The sequence below is a fragment of the Chryseobacterium balustinum genome, assembly GCF_900168205.1.
In the GTDB taxonomy this organism is placed as follows: Bacteria; Bacteroidota; Bacteroidia; order Flavobacteriales; family Weeksellaceae; genus Chryseobacterium; species Chryseobacterium balustinum.
On sequence record NZ_FUZE01000001.1, the window covers coordinates 492105 to 506173 of the forward strand.

The window sequence follows — 14069 nt, forward strand, 5'->3', positions numbered from 1 at the left end:
ACGATTTTTATCGTTTAATTTTGTTTACTATAGATTTGATAAGTGCAGTTGTTGTTTTTTTAATTCTTTCTCGAAATATCCTTAATAAAATTTTATTTAAATCAATAGGGACTGGATTTTCATATCCTAATTTTCTAATTTGATAAATACTATAAATATTAAATTTCTTTAATAATTGAACGGTACTGTGCTCAGATTGAGAGCCTATTATTTTTCGAATATTCCATTTGTTTAAAAAATAAAAATGTTCGAAAATATTTATTTTTTTGTCTTTTTCTACGCTTTTCGTAATTTGAGAAGTGCTTATTCCAATGCTTATGGCATCTGTAGCATCATATTTTAGATTGTTGTTTTTATTAAGTATTTGTACATAAAAATCGATATCTACAAACCATATTGTTTTTGCATCAAATAAAAGAGAATCGGCTTTTCTAAAGATGACAGCACTGGGAGCTCCAATAATATTACCATTAAGAAGGATAACTGGAAACTGTCTTACTTTATTTATTTGTTCTAAAGACGGATTATTGTAATTTATAATTGTTTTTTTATCTACATCATAATTTTTCGACGCAACAAATGCAAGATTACAATCAGGGCTTTCGTCTAGCAAACGCACAAAAATCTCTAACGAATTTTTGTAGGTAAACCAATCATCATGATGAAGTATTTTGATATATTCTCCCTTAGATTTTCTTATTGCCTCGTTCCAGTTTTCAGGAGAACCTAAAGATTTTTGATTTTTAAAATAAAAAATGTTTTCCAGATTAATATTATCAGCCAAATAGTTTTTAATATCTTCGTTCGAAGAATCGTCTGTCACCACCACTTCATAATCCTTATAAGTCTGCATGAGAACAGAATCTAAGCACCTTTTGAACGCTTCAAGATTATTGTAGGTAGGTATGCAAATAGATACTTTAGGCATTTTTTTTGGCGATACAGATAATAAATTCTTTATCATCTAGATTTTCGTGGATGGTATGTGTTTTATAATTTTGATAATAATTTTTTTCAACAGTAAATCCTATTTCGCTTAGCCAGTTTGAAATTTTATTTTCATTGATTTCAAAAGTTAAATGAAAGCCAAGTTTTTTAGCATTTTCAGATTCTTCCTGCATATACGGAACTGAAAATATCAGTTGCCCTTTATTTTTCAAAGCTTTATGATAAAGACTTATTAATTTAAGGATATTTTCTTCAGTGAAATGTTCTATTGTTTCAAAAGAAACGATGGTGTCAAATTTATTTTTAAAATCAATTTCTAACAAGTTTTTGTTTTCAAAAGAGACGTTTTGAATATTTTGATATCTTTTTTTTATCTCAGAAATCACTTTTTCGTTGAGGTCAATTCCGAGTACACTGTTTGCTTTTTTACTTAAAATAGCACTTCCATATCCGGTGCCGCATGCAAAATCTCCGCAATCACAACCTTGCTGGATTATTTTTTCTGCGAATAGATACCTTTGAACATGGTTCTGCTGATACAAATCTAGTTTTGAAATATCTAAATTGTCAGAATATGTAAAATCTACTCTTTCACCACCGTCGCCCAAAGGATTGTTTTTGTCGAAATCGTATGGTTCGTTTTTTTGATCTAACCTTAAGATGGATTTTATAATTTTTTTTATTTTATTCATTACTTTACTTTTTTCAGGTATCCGTTTGTGTTAAAAGTGGCATTTTTACCAAAAAAACTTGTCCATTTAAGATCGATTTCAAAACTTTTATTCTTCTTAAGAAATTCTTTTATTGCTTTATTGGGGCCTCCCTGATAATCTTTACTCATTCCAAGTTTATCAATTATCCCATCCTCAACAATAAAGTATGAGTTTAAATTTACTAAGTCATTAAATTTATCAAGAGATTTTTTCACATCTTCATAGGTATGAGAACCATCATCGATTACTAAAATCTTTGAGAATTTTTTGGCTTCCTCAATATCATATTGTTCAAATCCTTCGGTAAATAATTTAATTCTAGGATGATCAATAATTCGTTGATCTTTTTCCATCTCAATAATATCTATTGTATGAATTGTACCATTACCTAATGCATCCAAAATAGTCGCATAGTAATAAGCAGACCCACCCCTGTTGGTGCCTATTTCTATGATTAAGTCTGGCTTTACTTCCCAAATCAACATTTGATAAATTACATAATCAAATGGACACCTAATCATAGGGATGCCATGAAACAAAACTTTGTGATGTCCTTTTTCAATACTTTTTACCGAAAAATCTATCTTATCACTATAATTTTCAATTTTCTTTGTAAACATATGTGGTTATTTAATTTGAAGAATTTAAGATTTTATCCATTCTTGTGGCAATATTATGCTTCCTTGAGCTTGCTCATTAAGTATTTTCACATAATTTTCATCGAAAGATTCTACCTTAATAATTAATCCCTTATCGTAGTAATCGAAAGTTTTGTCACCATTTCCGATATAAATCTCAACTTGATAAGTACCTAGTCTGAGTGGAAATTTCGGAATACTACAAGATATTATATTTTCTCCTACATTTAGATTGAATTTTTTATCAAAATGCATTGAAAATGGAGTCATAATTCGAGTTCCCATATTGTCATTTATTCCGAGACCAATTACAATATTCTCTAAATTTTGTTTAGAAAATATTGTAAACTCGAATTTTACATCTGCTCCACAAATGATACCCAATTTGTCGTTGGAAAATATTTTGAGTCCAGTCAAATAAGCTATGTTTTCAGTATTTGGAGTGATTTCTTCTGACAAATCACTCGTGGTAGAATAATATGATATAACATCATTGATTTCGCCTGAGAATTTTGATTTTCCATTTTCTAAAAGAATACCATAGTTGCATAATGTTTGTATTGCTGCCATATTATGACTCACAAAAAGAATGGTTCTTCCTTCGCCTTTTGTGACATCACCCATTTTCCCCAGGCATTTTTTCTGAAATTCGGCATCACCAACAGCTAAAACTTCATCTACTATCAAAATTTCAGATTCTAGGTGCGCTGCAACGGCAAATGCCAAACGCACATACATTCCTGAAGAATATCTTTTTACGGGAGTATCAATATATCTTTCAACACCAGAAAAATCTACAATCTCATCAAATTTTCGGGTAATTTCTTTACGAGTCATTCCTAAAATTGCTCCGTTAAGATAAATATTTTCACGACCTGTCATTTCAGGGTGAAAACCTGTTCCTACTTCCAATAGGGAGGCAATTCTTCCGTTGGTATATATTTTTCCGGTGGTAGGTTTGGTCACTTTGCTGAGGAGTTTTAAAAGAGTAGACTTTCCGGCTCCGTTTCTGCCAATAATTCCTACGGCGTCGCCTTGCTCAATCTCGAAGTTAATATCACGAAGAGACCATACATAATCTGAGCTTCCTTTGGTAGAACGGTCGTTGGATTCGCCAATTTTAAGATAAGGGTTTTCCTTTCCTCGTATTTTGTGCCAAAATCGGTTGAGGTCATGGGTTAAAGTTCCCGTACCTACTTGCCCTAGTCTGTATTGTTTTGATATATTTTCTGCCTTTAATGCAAGCATGTAATTTGATTTTAAATAAATTTAATTAATCTTCTTTAATAATGTAATTTTCATTACTCATTACTCATTACTCATTACTCATTACTCATTACTCATTACTCATTACTCATTACTCATTATTCATTATTCATTTTAAACCGTATCAATGAAAGTTTTCTCAGATTTATTAAAAACGACGATTCCCAACATTAATATTATGATGATAAAAGAAAAGCTTATCAATAATCTTGTCAAGTTAAAATCTCCTGAACCGATAAAACCATATTTAAAACATTCAAAAATAGGAGTGAGCGGATTTAGGTCTGCTAAGTAACCATAGCTTCCTAACTTTTGTTTCACCAATGACGTCGGGAGAATGACAGGAGTAAACCACATGAATAAACTTACGCCAAATCCTAATAATAAAGATAAATCTCGATATTTTGTTGTTAATGAAGAAAATATCATTCCTAATCCTAATGAAAATAATGCAAGAAATAAAATTAAAACAGGAAAGAAAAATGCCCAAGAATTAGGTTGTACTTCTCCTCTGTAAATGTAATAAGCGAGTACAATCCAAAATAAAATTAGCTGGATGCCGAGCCGCATAAAACTAGAAATAATCGTAGAAATTGGAGTAACCAATCGGGGAAAATATACCTTACCGAAAATTCCGGCATTTCCTGTAAATACATTAGAAACGCTAAGCATTGTGGTACTGAAGTATCCCCAAAGTGTATTTCCTGCCAAATAAAATAATATAGGTGGAATGCCGTCAGTAGGTAAGCTTGCTATGTTCCCAAAAACAAGTGTGAAAACGATGGTTGTTAAAATAGGATTGATGAAAAACCAAAGCGGGCCTAAAACGGTCTGCTTAAAAGAAGAGATGAAATCTCTTTTTACAAACATAAATACCAAATCTCGGTATTGCCATACTTCTTTTAAATTGAGTTGAAATAAAGAGTGATGAGACCCTATTGTTTCTGTCCACTTTTGCTGTGGTTCATTCATTTGTGGGAGTTTTTACAAATTTAAAATAATTAATTGATTTTCAGTTTGCTGAATCTTAAAATATTCTTCATATTCAAACAAATGTATAGCTAATATATTAATTATTATTCTTTAAACAAAAAAGCTACTAATCTCAGACTAGTAGCTTTATGTATTTTATGATGTTTTTTATTTATTTACCAGCTTTTTAAGATATTCGCCATATCCGCTTTTACCATATTTGGTTGCGGTTTCTAATAGCTTTTCTTCGTTGATAAATCCATTTCTGAAGGCAATTTCTTCAATGCAACCGATTTTGAAATCCTGTCTTTTTTCAATGACGCGTACAAATTCTGAAGCATCATTCAAAGAATCAAAAGTTCCTGTGTCTAGCCAGGCGGTACCTCTGTCGAGTACCCCCACTTCCAATTTTCCTTTCTGTAAGTAAACGTTGTTAATGTCGGTGATTTCAAGCTCGCCTCTTGGGGAGGGTTGGATGTTTTTTGCAATTTCTACCACTTCATTATCATAAAAATACAATCCCGGAACTGCATAATTCGATTTTGGGTGTGTAGGTTTTTCTTCTATAGATACTGCTTTCAGGTTTTTATCAAACTCTACAACACCATATCTTTCGGGATCTGCAACATGATAGGCGAAAACAACACCTCCATCGGGATTGGTCTTGTTTTTTAATAAAGTTCCCATTTCAGAGCCATAGAAAATATTATCACCTAAAACCAAGGCAGCAGAATCATTGCCAATAAATTGATCTCCTAGGATAAAAGCCTGTGCCAATCCATCCGGACTTGGCTGAACAACATATTCTATATTGCATCCCAATTGAGATCCGTCACCTAAAAGTTTGATAAATCCTGCCTGATCATGAGGGGTTGTGATGATTAAGATATCTCTGATTCCTGCTAAAAGCAATGTGGAAAGAGGATAATAGATCATCGGTTTGTCGTAAACAGGCATCAGCTGTTTGCTTACGGCGATGGTAAGAGGGTAAAGTCTTGTTCCGGAACCTCCGGCTAAAATAATACCTTTCATCTTGTGTGTTTTAATTATACTGTTTTTCGTAATATTTCTGGTAATCTCCGCTGGTTACATTTTCAAGCCATTCCTTGTTTTCCAAGAACCAGTCGATTGTTTTTCCTAATCCTTGTTCGAAAGTTACAGAAGGTTTCCAGCCTAATTCTTGATTTAGTTTTGTTGCATCAATCGCATAACGTTTGTCATGACCTGGTCTGTCTTTTACATAAGTGATCAGTTTTTCAGAATGACCTGCAGGGTTTCCAAGCTTTTCATCCATCTGTTTGATTAATTCTTTTACCAAATCAATATTCTGCCATTCGTTGAAGCCTCCGATATTGTAAGTTTCTCCTGTTTTAGCATCATTAAAAATCTGATGAATCGCTTTTGCGTGATCGATGACGAATAACCAGTCTCTTGTATATTTTCCGTCACCATAAATTGGTAAAGGCTTTTCATTAATAATATTAGAAATACAAAGAGGAATCAATTTTTCAGGAAAATGATTTGGACCGTAATTGTTTGAACAGTTAGAAATAATAAACGGCATTCCATAAGTATTTCCGTAAGCTCTTACCAGATGGTCTGAAGCTGCTTTTGATGCTGAATAAGGAGATTGCGGATCGTAAGAAGTGGTTTCTAAAAAGAATCCTGTTTCACCTAGGCTTCCGTAAACTTCGTCTGTAGAAACGTGGTAAAAAAGATTTGTTCTTTTTTCGTTTGGAAATCTTCCGTGTGTGTGATCCGGGTTTAGTGTCCAGAATTCTTTACAAAGATTCAAAAGATTGGCAGTTCCGTTAACGTTGGTATTAATAAATGCCATCGGATCTGTAATGCTTCTGTCTACATGACTTTCTGCAGCTAAGTGGATAACCGCGTCTGGATTATATTTTTCAAAAACCTTTCTTAGCTCTTCAGGTTTTGTAATGTCTGCTTTTTCGAAAACATAGTTAGGCTCATTTTCAATATCCTTTAAGTTTTCAAGATTTCCGGCATACGTTAGCGCATCAAGATTGATGATGGTAGAATCCGGATTGTTTTTTACAAACTCTCTTACAACGTGTGATCCGATAAATCCGGCTCCGCCTGTGATGATGATGTTTTTCATATAGATAAAATGCGTTTCACCGTAAGCTTTTGGCTTTTGGTATTCATTTTTATTTTTATTTGAGTCTTTTTACTTTTTCCTTGGCTTTTATTGAATCGTTTTTCTTCCGATACTTTTATAATAGAATCCATTTTGCTCAGGAACTTCCAGGGGATACATGTTTCTTCCGTCGAAAATAGCTTTATTATTCATCTTCTTAGCCATTATTTCAAAGTTAGGGTTTTTGAATTCCGGCCATTCTGTAGCGATAAATAATGCGTCAGCTTTTTCTAAAGCATCATACATGGTTTTTGCGTAAGATATTTTATCTCCTAATAATTTTCTTACATTTTCTTCTGCAATAAGATCGTAGGCAACAATTTTAGCGCCTTTTTGAAGAAGTAAATTGATGTTATCTAATGAAGAGGCTTCTCTAATGTCGTCGGTATTTGCTTTAAAAGCTAATCCCCACATTGCAATCGTTTTGTCTTCAAGGTTTCCTCCGAAATATTTTTCAATTTCAGAAACCAAAATTACCTTTTGCGAAATATTGACATTTTCTGTTGCTTCCAAAATCTGGAAATTAAAATTATCGTCTTTTCCTGATTTAATTAAAGCTTTAACGTCTTTAGGAAAACAGCTTCCGCCATAACCTATCCCTGGAAATAAGAAACGGTGGCCGATTCTGTCGTCGCTTCCCATTCCTAATCTTACTTTATCTACATCTGCACCTACTTTTTCACAATAATTGGCAATTTCATTCATGAACGTAATTTTTACGGCTAAAAATGAGTTAGATGCATATTTTGTAAGCTCGGAAGATTTCTCATCCATAAAAATAATAGGAATTCCGGTATTGGTAAATGGCTGATAAATTTTTGCCATAATTTCTTTAGCTTTCTCTGAGCTAGACCCTACAACAACTCTTGCCGGATTCATAGAATCTTCCACCGCAAAACCTTCACGTAAAAACTCAGGATTTGAAACCACATCAAAATCAATAGCCGTCTTTGCAGCAATTGTTTCTCTTACTTTGTCGGCTGTTCCTACAGGAACGGTGCTTTTATTAACAACAACTTTATATTCAGTCATGAGTTCACCAATGTCATTGGCTACTTTTAATACGTAAGATAAATCTGCTGAACCGTCTTCTCCGGGTGGAGTAGGAAGGGCAAGATAAACCACTTCACTTTTATCTAAAGCCTCCTTTAGGTTTGTGGTGAAAAACAATCTTTCAGATTGAATATTTCGGTGAAACATTTCTTCAAGATTAGGTTCGTAAATAGGAACGATGCCGTTTTTCATCCCTTCTACTTTTTTTTCATCAATGTCAACACAATAAACCGAATTGCCAAGTTCTGCAAGGGTAGTTCCTGTAACCAAACCCACATAGCCTGTTCCTACTATTGTTATATTCAAAATATATGTTTTTATAAAATTCCTGACAAAAATACTAAAAATTGTTTCACAGTTCTTTTTAATAAACAATATCTTATTTAAAGATGGCAGTTAAATAAGATATTATAGTAAGTATAGGTTTCATGACGATAAAGTGTTGTTGTTTTTGATTAATTCTTATTCTGTTGATTATGAAGTGTATTTGTGTGTTTTATAAAAATGTCATATATTTGCAGGAGATTAACGGAAAAAATGGAAAGGCTTCTAAGAGAAAGCCTTTTTTCGTACTGTTAAATCAGGATTAAATAATATATGGAGTTTAGAAAAAATATTGAAACATTATTAAATGATTTCCTTCAGACAAGAGAAGATCTATTTCTTATTGATTTGAAGTTTTCTGCATCAGATGATATTACAGTGATATTAGACGGTGATCAAGGTGTTACTGTGCAGGATTGTTTGGATGCAAGCCGCGCAATAGAATTTAATATGGATCGTGAAGAGCACGATTTTAGTCTTCAGGTTATGTCTGCAGGGTTAAGCGAGCCTCTATCTACTCCGAGACAATTTCAGAAGAATATCGGAAGAGAGATTGAAGTTTTGTTGACAAATTCTTCAGAGATTGAAGGTGAGCTTGCAAAAGTAGATGAAGAGAAAATTACTCTTGTACTGCGTTACCGAAAACCGAAAGAAGTAGGTAAAGGTAAGGTAGATGTAGAGGAGGAAAAAGAAATTCCTTACTCTGAAATAAAAAAAGCTTTAGTAGTACTTAAATTTTAAAAGAAAAAAAGATAAATGGATAATATAGCGTTGATTGAATCCTTTGGTGATTTTAAAGACGAAAAGGGGATCAGTAAAATTGATCTAATGGCAATCATTGAAGATTCTCTTAAAACTTTGTTGAGAAAAAGATTTGATTCTGATGATCATTTTGATGTAATTGTAAACCCTGATAAAGGTGACTTTCAGATATTTTTAAATAAAACCATCGTTGAAGATGAAATGTCTGAAGATGATGACTTAGAAATTGAAATCACTGAAGCTAAGAAAATAGATCCTACTTTTGAAGTAGGTGAAGATTTTACCATGGAAATTCCGGTAGCGCAGTTGGGAAGAAGAAATATTTTGACGCTGAAGCAGATTTTAGCAACAAAATTGCAGGAGCATAACAATGCGATGTTGTATGATCAGTTCAGAGACAGAATTGGGGAGATTGTAATTGGAGAAATTCACCACATTCGTCATAAGCACGTGATCTTGTTGGATGATGAAGGAAACGAGTTTATCTTGCCTAAAGAAAATCAAATTCCGGCAGACTTCTTCAAAAAAGGAGAAAATATCAGAGCAATCGTTGAAACGGTAGATTTTAAAGGTTCAAAACCGCAAATTATCATTTCAAGAACGGCTCCGAAATTCTTAGAAAAATTATTAGAATTAGAAATTCCTGAAATCCAGGATGGAACAATCATTCTTAAAAAAGCGGTGAGAATTCCTGGTGAAAAAGCGAAAATAGCAGTTGATGCTTACGACGACAGAATCGATCCTGTAGGAGCTTGTGTTGGGGTGAAAGGTTCTAGAATTCACGGTGTCGTAAGAGAATTAAGAAACGAAAATATAGATGTAATTCAGTGGTCTAAAAACCCTGAGATTATGGTGAAGAGAGCTTTAGGAAATGTTACCATCAATAAAATTGACATCAACGAAGAGACCAATTATGCTTTGGTTTATACTCCAGTTGAAGAGATTTCTAAAGTAATCGGGAAGCAAGGACAAAATATCAGATTGGCTTCTTGGCTTTCAGGATACGAAATCGACGTGTTCAGAGAGGCGAGCGAAGATGATGATGTTGACTTGAGAGAATTCAATGACGATATCGAACAGTGGATTTTGGATGAATTTAAGAAAGTGGGTCTTACGACTGCAAAATCTGTCTTAGATAAAGATACAGCAAGTCTTTTGAATATGGTAGACTTAGAAGAGGAAACCATCAATGACGTGAAACGTATATTGAAAGAAGAATTTGAAGATTAATTTTTAGAAATAAATTTTAATAACAGTAAAAAAGAATACTTTAATTTTAAGAATTAAAAAAAACAGTAAATAATATAAATGCCAAAAATAAGATTAAATAAAGCGGTTAAGGAATTTAACATATCGATGTCTAGGCTGGTAGAGTTTTTACAGTCTAAGGATATTGTGGTTGAAAACAATCCTAACGCTCAATTAGAAGAAGCGGCATATTCTGCATTGGAAGCTGAGTTTGCCAAAGACGGTGAACAACGTAAAGCTTCCCATGAGGTGGTTATTTCTAAAGTTCCGGAAGAGAAACTGGAAATGGAAGAAAAGAAAGCACCTGAAGTAATAAGAGCTAAAGCTAATACAAAACCAGAAACCAGAATTTTAGGGAAAATAGATCTTGAACCTAAAAAAGCTGAACCTGTTGCAGTAGAACCAACTCCTGTACCAGCTGTGCCTGTAGAAGAAAAGAAAGAAGAAAAAGTAGAAGTGAAGGAGGTGAAAGAAGAGGCTAAAACTGTAAAAGAAGAAGTGGTACCGGTTTCTGAGGTGAAAACTACTCCTGAAAGACAAGAATTCAAGGTTTTGGATAAAATTGACCTTTCTCAAATTGAAGGAAACAGAAACAGACCTGTAAAAAAAGATAAACCTAAAACAGAAGAGGTGAAAGCTCAACCAAAAGCTGCTGAACCTGTTAAAGAAACACCAAAACCGGTTGAAAAACCTGTAGAAAAAGTGGAAGAAAAAAAACCTGAACCTACTAAAGAGGAGCCTCAGGAACCTCAAAAAATAGAAACTGTTTATCAAAAACTTGATGGTCCTAAGATTGTTGGTGAAAAAATTGACTTAAGTCAGTTTGCACCAAAACCAAGCTCAGGAGCTAAAAAGAAAAGAAAAAGAATTGAAAAGCCAGGTGGTCCTAATCAGAATACGGGGAACAACCAACAAGGTGGAAACAATCAGCAAGGTGGTCAAAACCGTCCACAAGGCCAAAATGGTCCGGGAGGAAATCGTCCACCAGGACAAGGTGGTTATCAAGGGAACAGACCTCCAGGACAAGGTGGTCAAAACCGTCCGGGTGGCCCAGGAGGCAACCGTCCGCCAGGTCAAGGTGGTCCAGGAGGAAACCGTCCACCAGGACAAGGTGGCCCGGGTGGAAACCGATTCGGAAACAATAGACCAGGACAAAGAACTATGCCTGTCGAATTAACCGATGAGCAAGTTAAAAATCAAATCAAGGAAACTCTTGAAAAATTAACCAATAAAGGAGGTAAATCTAAATCTTCTAAGCATAGAAAAGATAAGAGAAGTTTCCGTAGAGAGCAAGACGAGCGTCAGCAGGAAATAGATGCTGCAGACAGAACATTAAAAGTAACCGAATTTATCACTGTTGGTGAATTGGCGAGTTTAATGAATGTTTCTCCTACAGAAGTTATCTCAGCTTGTTTCTCTTTAGGAGTAATGGTTACGATGAATCAAAGGCTGGAAGCTGATACTTTATTGTTGGTAGCTGACGAATTTGGATTTAAAATTGAATTCTCAGACGCTGATCTTGAAGATACAGATTCTGAAGATGATATCGATACAGAAGAAAGCCTTGTTTCAAGAGCACCAATTGTAACGGTAATGGGTCACGTTGACCACGGTAAAACGTCACTACTAGATTACATCAGAAAAACCAACGTTATCGCAGGTGAATCTGGTGGAATTACCCAGCATATCGGTGCATATAATGTGAAATTGGAAAATGGTCAGAGAATTACATTCTTAGATACACCAGGTCACGAGGCCTTTACAGCGATGAGAGCGAGAGGCGCACAAGTTACCGATATTGCAATTATTGTTATTGCTGCGGATGATGATGTAATGCCTCAGACGAAAGAAGCAATTTCTCACGCACAGGCTGCAGGGGTACCAATGATTATTGCAATCAACAAAGTAGATAAGCCAAATGCAAACCCAGACAACATCCGTCAACAACTTTCAGGAATGAATATCTTGGTGGAAGAATGGGGTGGAAACGTTCAGGCGCAAGAGATTTCAGCTAAAATGGGTAACAATATGGATATCCTATTAGAGAAAGTATTGCTACAGGCAGAAATGCTTGAATTGAAAGCTAACCCTACCCGTGCTGCACAAGGAGTTGTAATTGAAGCTTCATTAGATAAAGGTAGAGGATATGTAGCAACGATGTTGGTACAAACCGGAACTTTAAAAGTTGGAGATTATGTAGTAGCAGGTAAAAACCATGGTAAAGTAAAAGCTTTGCTTGACGAAAGAGGGAAAAATCTTGAAGAAGCAGGTCCTTCAATTCCTACAACAATCTTAGGTTTAGATGGAGCACCTACAGCAGGTGATAAATTCCGTGTTTATGCCGATGAGAGTGAAGGTAAAGCTATTGCGAATAAGAGAGAGCAATTACAAAGAGAGCTTTCTATCAGAACGAAGAAGCATACAACACTTGAAGAATTGGGTAGACGTATTGCTTTAGGTGAGTTTAAAGAATTAAACATTATCCTTAAAGGTGACGTGGATGGCTCTGTAGAAGCACTTTCTGATCAGTTACAAAGATTATCTACAGAAGAAATCAGTATCAATATTCTTCACTCAGGTGTAGGACAAATTACTGAATCTGATATCAACTTAGCGGCAGCATCTGATGCGATTATCATCGGATTTAATGTAAGAGCAGGAGCAAATGCTAAAGATCTTGCAGACCGTGAAGAAATTGAAATCAGAACCTATTCTGTAATCTATAAAGCTATTGACGAAGTGAAAGAAGCGATGGAGGGAATGCTTTCTCCGGAAATTCAGGAACAAGTTATTGGTAATGTTGAAATCCGTGAGGTATTCAAGATTTCTAAAGTAGGAACTATTGCAGGTTGTATGGTTCTAAATGGAAAAGTAACAAGACAGTCTAAGGTAAGATTACTAAGAGATGGTATTGTGAAGTTCGATGGTGAGCTTGAAAGTTTAAAACGTTTCAAAGACGACGTAAGAGAAGTTACAAAAGGCTATGAGTGTGGATTAAACCTTAAAGGGTACAACGACATCGAGCAATATGACATTCTTGAAGTATACGAAGAAGTTGCTGTAAAGAAGAAATTAAAATAGTAACTTTCATTTCATAATAAAAAGTCGGTATTCAAAATTTGAATACCGACTTTTTATTAAATATTGTACTTTATTAAGTTTTTAGCTTTGTTGATTTAGAAAATTAACGAGTTTTATTAAATCTTCTTCTTTGTTCAATTTTATTTTATTTTCTTTAATGAATGCATTAATCTGATTCTTTAGATTGGGTAAAGCTTCAATGATTTCTTTTTGATTTTTTGGCTTTTTAATGAATTGATTACCAATACTAATATAGTATACAGGATTTTGTTTTATGAATTCAGCGGGTTTAGAAGAAGCATAAGAATTTATTGCGAGTGCTTCGTCTTTAAAAATCGTTTTTTCTTTTTTATATAGTGCTATTTTTCCGGATACTAATTCAAAGAAATATCCTTGTAAATTATCATTTGTTTCTAAATTTACAATAGTTTGCAATGGTTTTTTAATTGTAATTCTTGAAAGTTCTTTTTGTTTTGGAACTATTTGAATATTTTCACCTTTTTTAAATTCAACTTCGTCTTTGTAACTATTATACCTTACAGGGACTTCTTCATAATTGTCGGCTAATTTTGCCATTTTGAAATCTGTGTCTGCATAAGGAGTTCCAATTATATCCTCATATTTTAAAGTTTTTCCATTGGATGTGACACTTTTTGTTGGGAAAAATTCATAGCCCATACCTTGATTGACTTGTTGAGTTTGCTGACTGTAGACAAATACGCTAGAAGTAATTGCTAAGAATTTAAAAAATGTTTTCATGTTATTTTATTAATACCAATAAAAATAATATAAATAACTATATTATTGATAGGTTTTAATGCGAATTCTTTTAATTTGTATTAATTCTAAATTATTTAATTCGTGTTGTATATAATTTGTTAAAGCTAAGGTGATTTGTCGTTT

At 33.9% G+C, this 14069-nt stretch carries 12 protein-coding genes; 3 read left to right on the forward strand and 9 right to left on the reverse strand.

The window, feature by feature from the left end:
- Positions 1–7: 7 nt before the first annotated feature.
- The 8 genes from B5X64_RS02385 to B5X64_RS02420 all read right to left on the reverse strand — a co-directional run bounded on the left by B5X64_RS02385 (position 8) and on the right by B5X64_RS02420 (position 8057).
- The gene (locus tag B5X64_RS02385; protein ID WP_167370491.1) at positions 8–928 is read right to left on the reverse strand and encodes a glycosyltransferase family 2 protein; all 921 of its coding nucleotides are present in this window, start codon (positions 926–928) and stop codon (positions 8–10) included.
- A complete protein-coding gene (locus B5X64_RS02390; protein ID WP_079463725.1) occupies positions 921–1640 on the reverse strand; it encodes a class I SAM-dependent methyltransferase in 720 nt (239 codons plus the stop codon). Before B5X64_RS02390 ends, B5X64_RS02385 begins: the two co-directional genes overlap by 8 nt.
- Complete coding sequence (locus B5X64_RS02395; RefSeq protein WP_079463726.1) at positions 1640–2281, reverse strand: CmcI family methyltransferase; 642 nt, start codon at positions 2279–2281, stop codon at positions 1640–1642. Before B5X64_RS02395 ends, B5X64_RS02390 begins: the two co-directional genes overlap by 1 nt.
- A 24-nt stretch (positions 2282–2305) precedes the next feature.
- Positions 2306–3547, reverse strand: coding sequence for an ABC transporter ATP-binding protein (locus tag B5X64_RS02400; RefSeq protein WP_079463727.1), 1242 nt, complete (start codon positions 3545–3547; stop codon positions 2306–2308).
- A gap of 132 nt (positions 3548–3679) precedes the next feature.
- On the reverse strand, positions 3680–4537 hold the full coding sequence (locus B5X64_RS02405; protein ID WP_079463728.1) for an ABC transporter permease: 858 nt from the start codon (positions 4535–4537) through the stop codon (positions 3680–3682).
- A 168-nt stretch (positions 4538–4705) separates the two neighbouring features.
- Positions 4706–5569, reverse strand: coding sequence for a glucose-1-phosphate thymidylyltransferase RfbA (rfbA, locus tag B5X64_RS02410; protein ID WP_079463729.1), 864 nt, complete (start codon positions 5567–5569; stop codon positions 4706–4708).
- A gap of 10 nt (positions 5570–5579) precedes the next feature.
- Entirely contained in the window at positions 5580–6659 is a 1080-nt protein-coding gene (rfbB, locus tag B5X64_RS02415) for a dTDP-glucose 4,6-dehydratase (RefSeq protein ID WP_079463730.1), read from the reverse strand.
- 87 nt (positions 6660–6746) lie between these two features.
- Positions 6747–8057, reverse strand: coding sequence for a UDP-glucose dehydrogenase family protein (locus B5X64_RS02420; RefSeq protein ID WP_079463731.1), 1311 nt, complete (start codon positions 8055–8057; stop codon positions 6747–6749).
- 291 nt (positions 8058–8348) lie between these two features.
- Here B5X64_RS02420 and rimP point away from each other — a divergent pair, with 291 nt between their 5' ends.
- The 3 genes from rimP (at position 8349) to infB (ending at position 13166) form a co-directional block, all read left to right on the forward strand.
- Positions 8349–8816, forward strand: coding sequence for a ribosome assembly cofactor RimP (gene rimP / locus B5X64_RS02425; protein WP_079463732.1), 468 nt, complete (start codon positions 8349–8351; stop codon positions 8814–8816).
- A 15-nt stretch (positions 8817–8831) separates the two neighbouring features.
- Entirely contained in the window at positions 8832–10067 is a 1236-nt protein-coding gene (gene nusA, locus B5X64_RS02430) for a transcription termination factor NusA (protein WP_079463733.1), read from the forward strand.
- Positions 10068–10145: 78 nt separating this feature from the next.
- Positions 10146–13166, forward strand: a complete 3021-nt coding sequence (gene infB / locus B5X64_RS02435) for a translation initiation factor IF-2 (RefSeq protein WP_079463734.1) — start codon at positions 10146–10148, stop codon at positions 13164–13166.
- A gap of 81 nt (positions 13167–13247) precedes the next feature.
- Here infB and B5X64_RS02440 read toward each other — a convergent pair whose 3' ends face one another.
- Positions 13248–13925, reverse strand: a complete 678-nt coding sequence (locus tag B5X64_RS02440) for a hypothetical protein (protein ID WP_079463735.1) — start codon at positions 13923–13925, stop codon at positions 13248–13250.
- Between the last annotated feature and the right edge of the window lie 144 nt (positions 13926–14069).

Excerpts from the sequence above, each read along its gene's own strand:
- B5X64_RS02385 (WP_167370491.1), bottom strand. The coding sequence starts at position 928 with ATGCCTAAAGTATCTATTTGCATACCTACCTACAATAATCTTGAAGCG.
- B5X64_RS02390 (WP_079463725.1), bottom strand. The coding sequence starts at position 1,640 with ATGAATAAAATAAAAAAAATTATAAAATCCATCTTAAGGTTAGATCAA.
- B5X64_RS02395 (WP_079463726.1), bottom strand. The coding sequence starts at position 2,281 with ATGTTTACAAAGAAAATTGAAAATTATAGTGATAAGATAGATTTTTCG.
- B5X64_RS02400 (WP_079463727.1), bottom strand. The coding sequence starts at position 3,547 with ATGCTTGCATTAAAGGCAGAAAATATATCAAAACAATACAGACTAGGG.
- B5X64_RS02405 (WP_079463728.1), bottom strand. The coding sequence starts at position 4,537 with ATGAATGAACCACAGCAAAAGTGGACAGAAACAATAGGGTCTCATCAC.
- rfbA (WP_079463729.1), bottom strand. The coding sequence starts at position 5,569 with ATGAAAGGTATTATTTTAGCCGGAGGTTCCGGAACAAGACTTTACCCT.
- rfbB (WP_079463730.1), bottom strand. The coding sequence starts at position 6,659 with ATGAAAAACATCATCATCACAGGCGGAGCCGGATTTATCGGATCACAC.
- rimP (WP_079463732.1), top strand. The coding sequence starts at position 8,349 with ATGGAGTTTAGAAAAAATATTGAAACATTATTAAATGATTTCCTTCAG.
- nusA (WP_079463733.1), top strand. The coding sequence starts at position 8,832 with ATGGATAATATAGCGTTGATTGAATCCTTTGGTGATTTTAAAGACGAA.
- infB (WP_079463734.1), top strand. The coding sequence starts at position 10,146 with ATGCCAAAAATAAGATTAAATAAAGCGGTTAAGGAATTTAACATATCG.
- B5X64_RS02440 (WP_079463735.1), bottom strand. The coding sequence starts at position 13,925 with ATGAAAACATTTTTTAAATTCTTAGCAATTACTTCTAGCGTATTTGTC.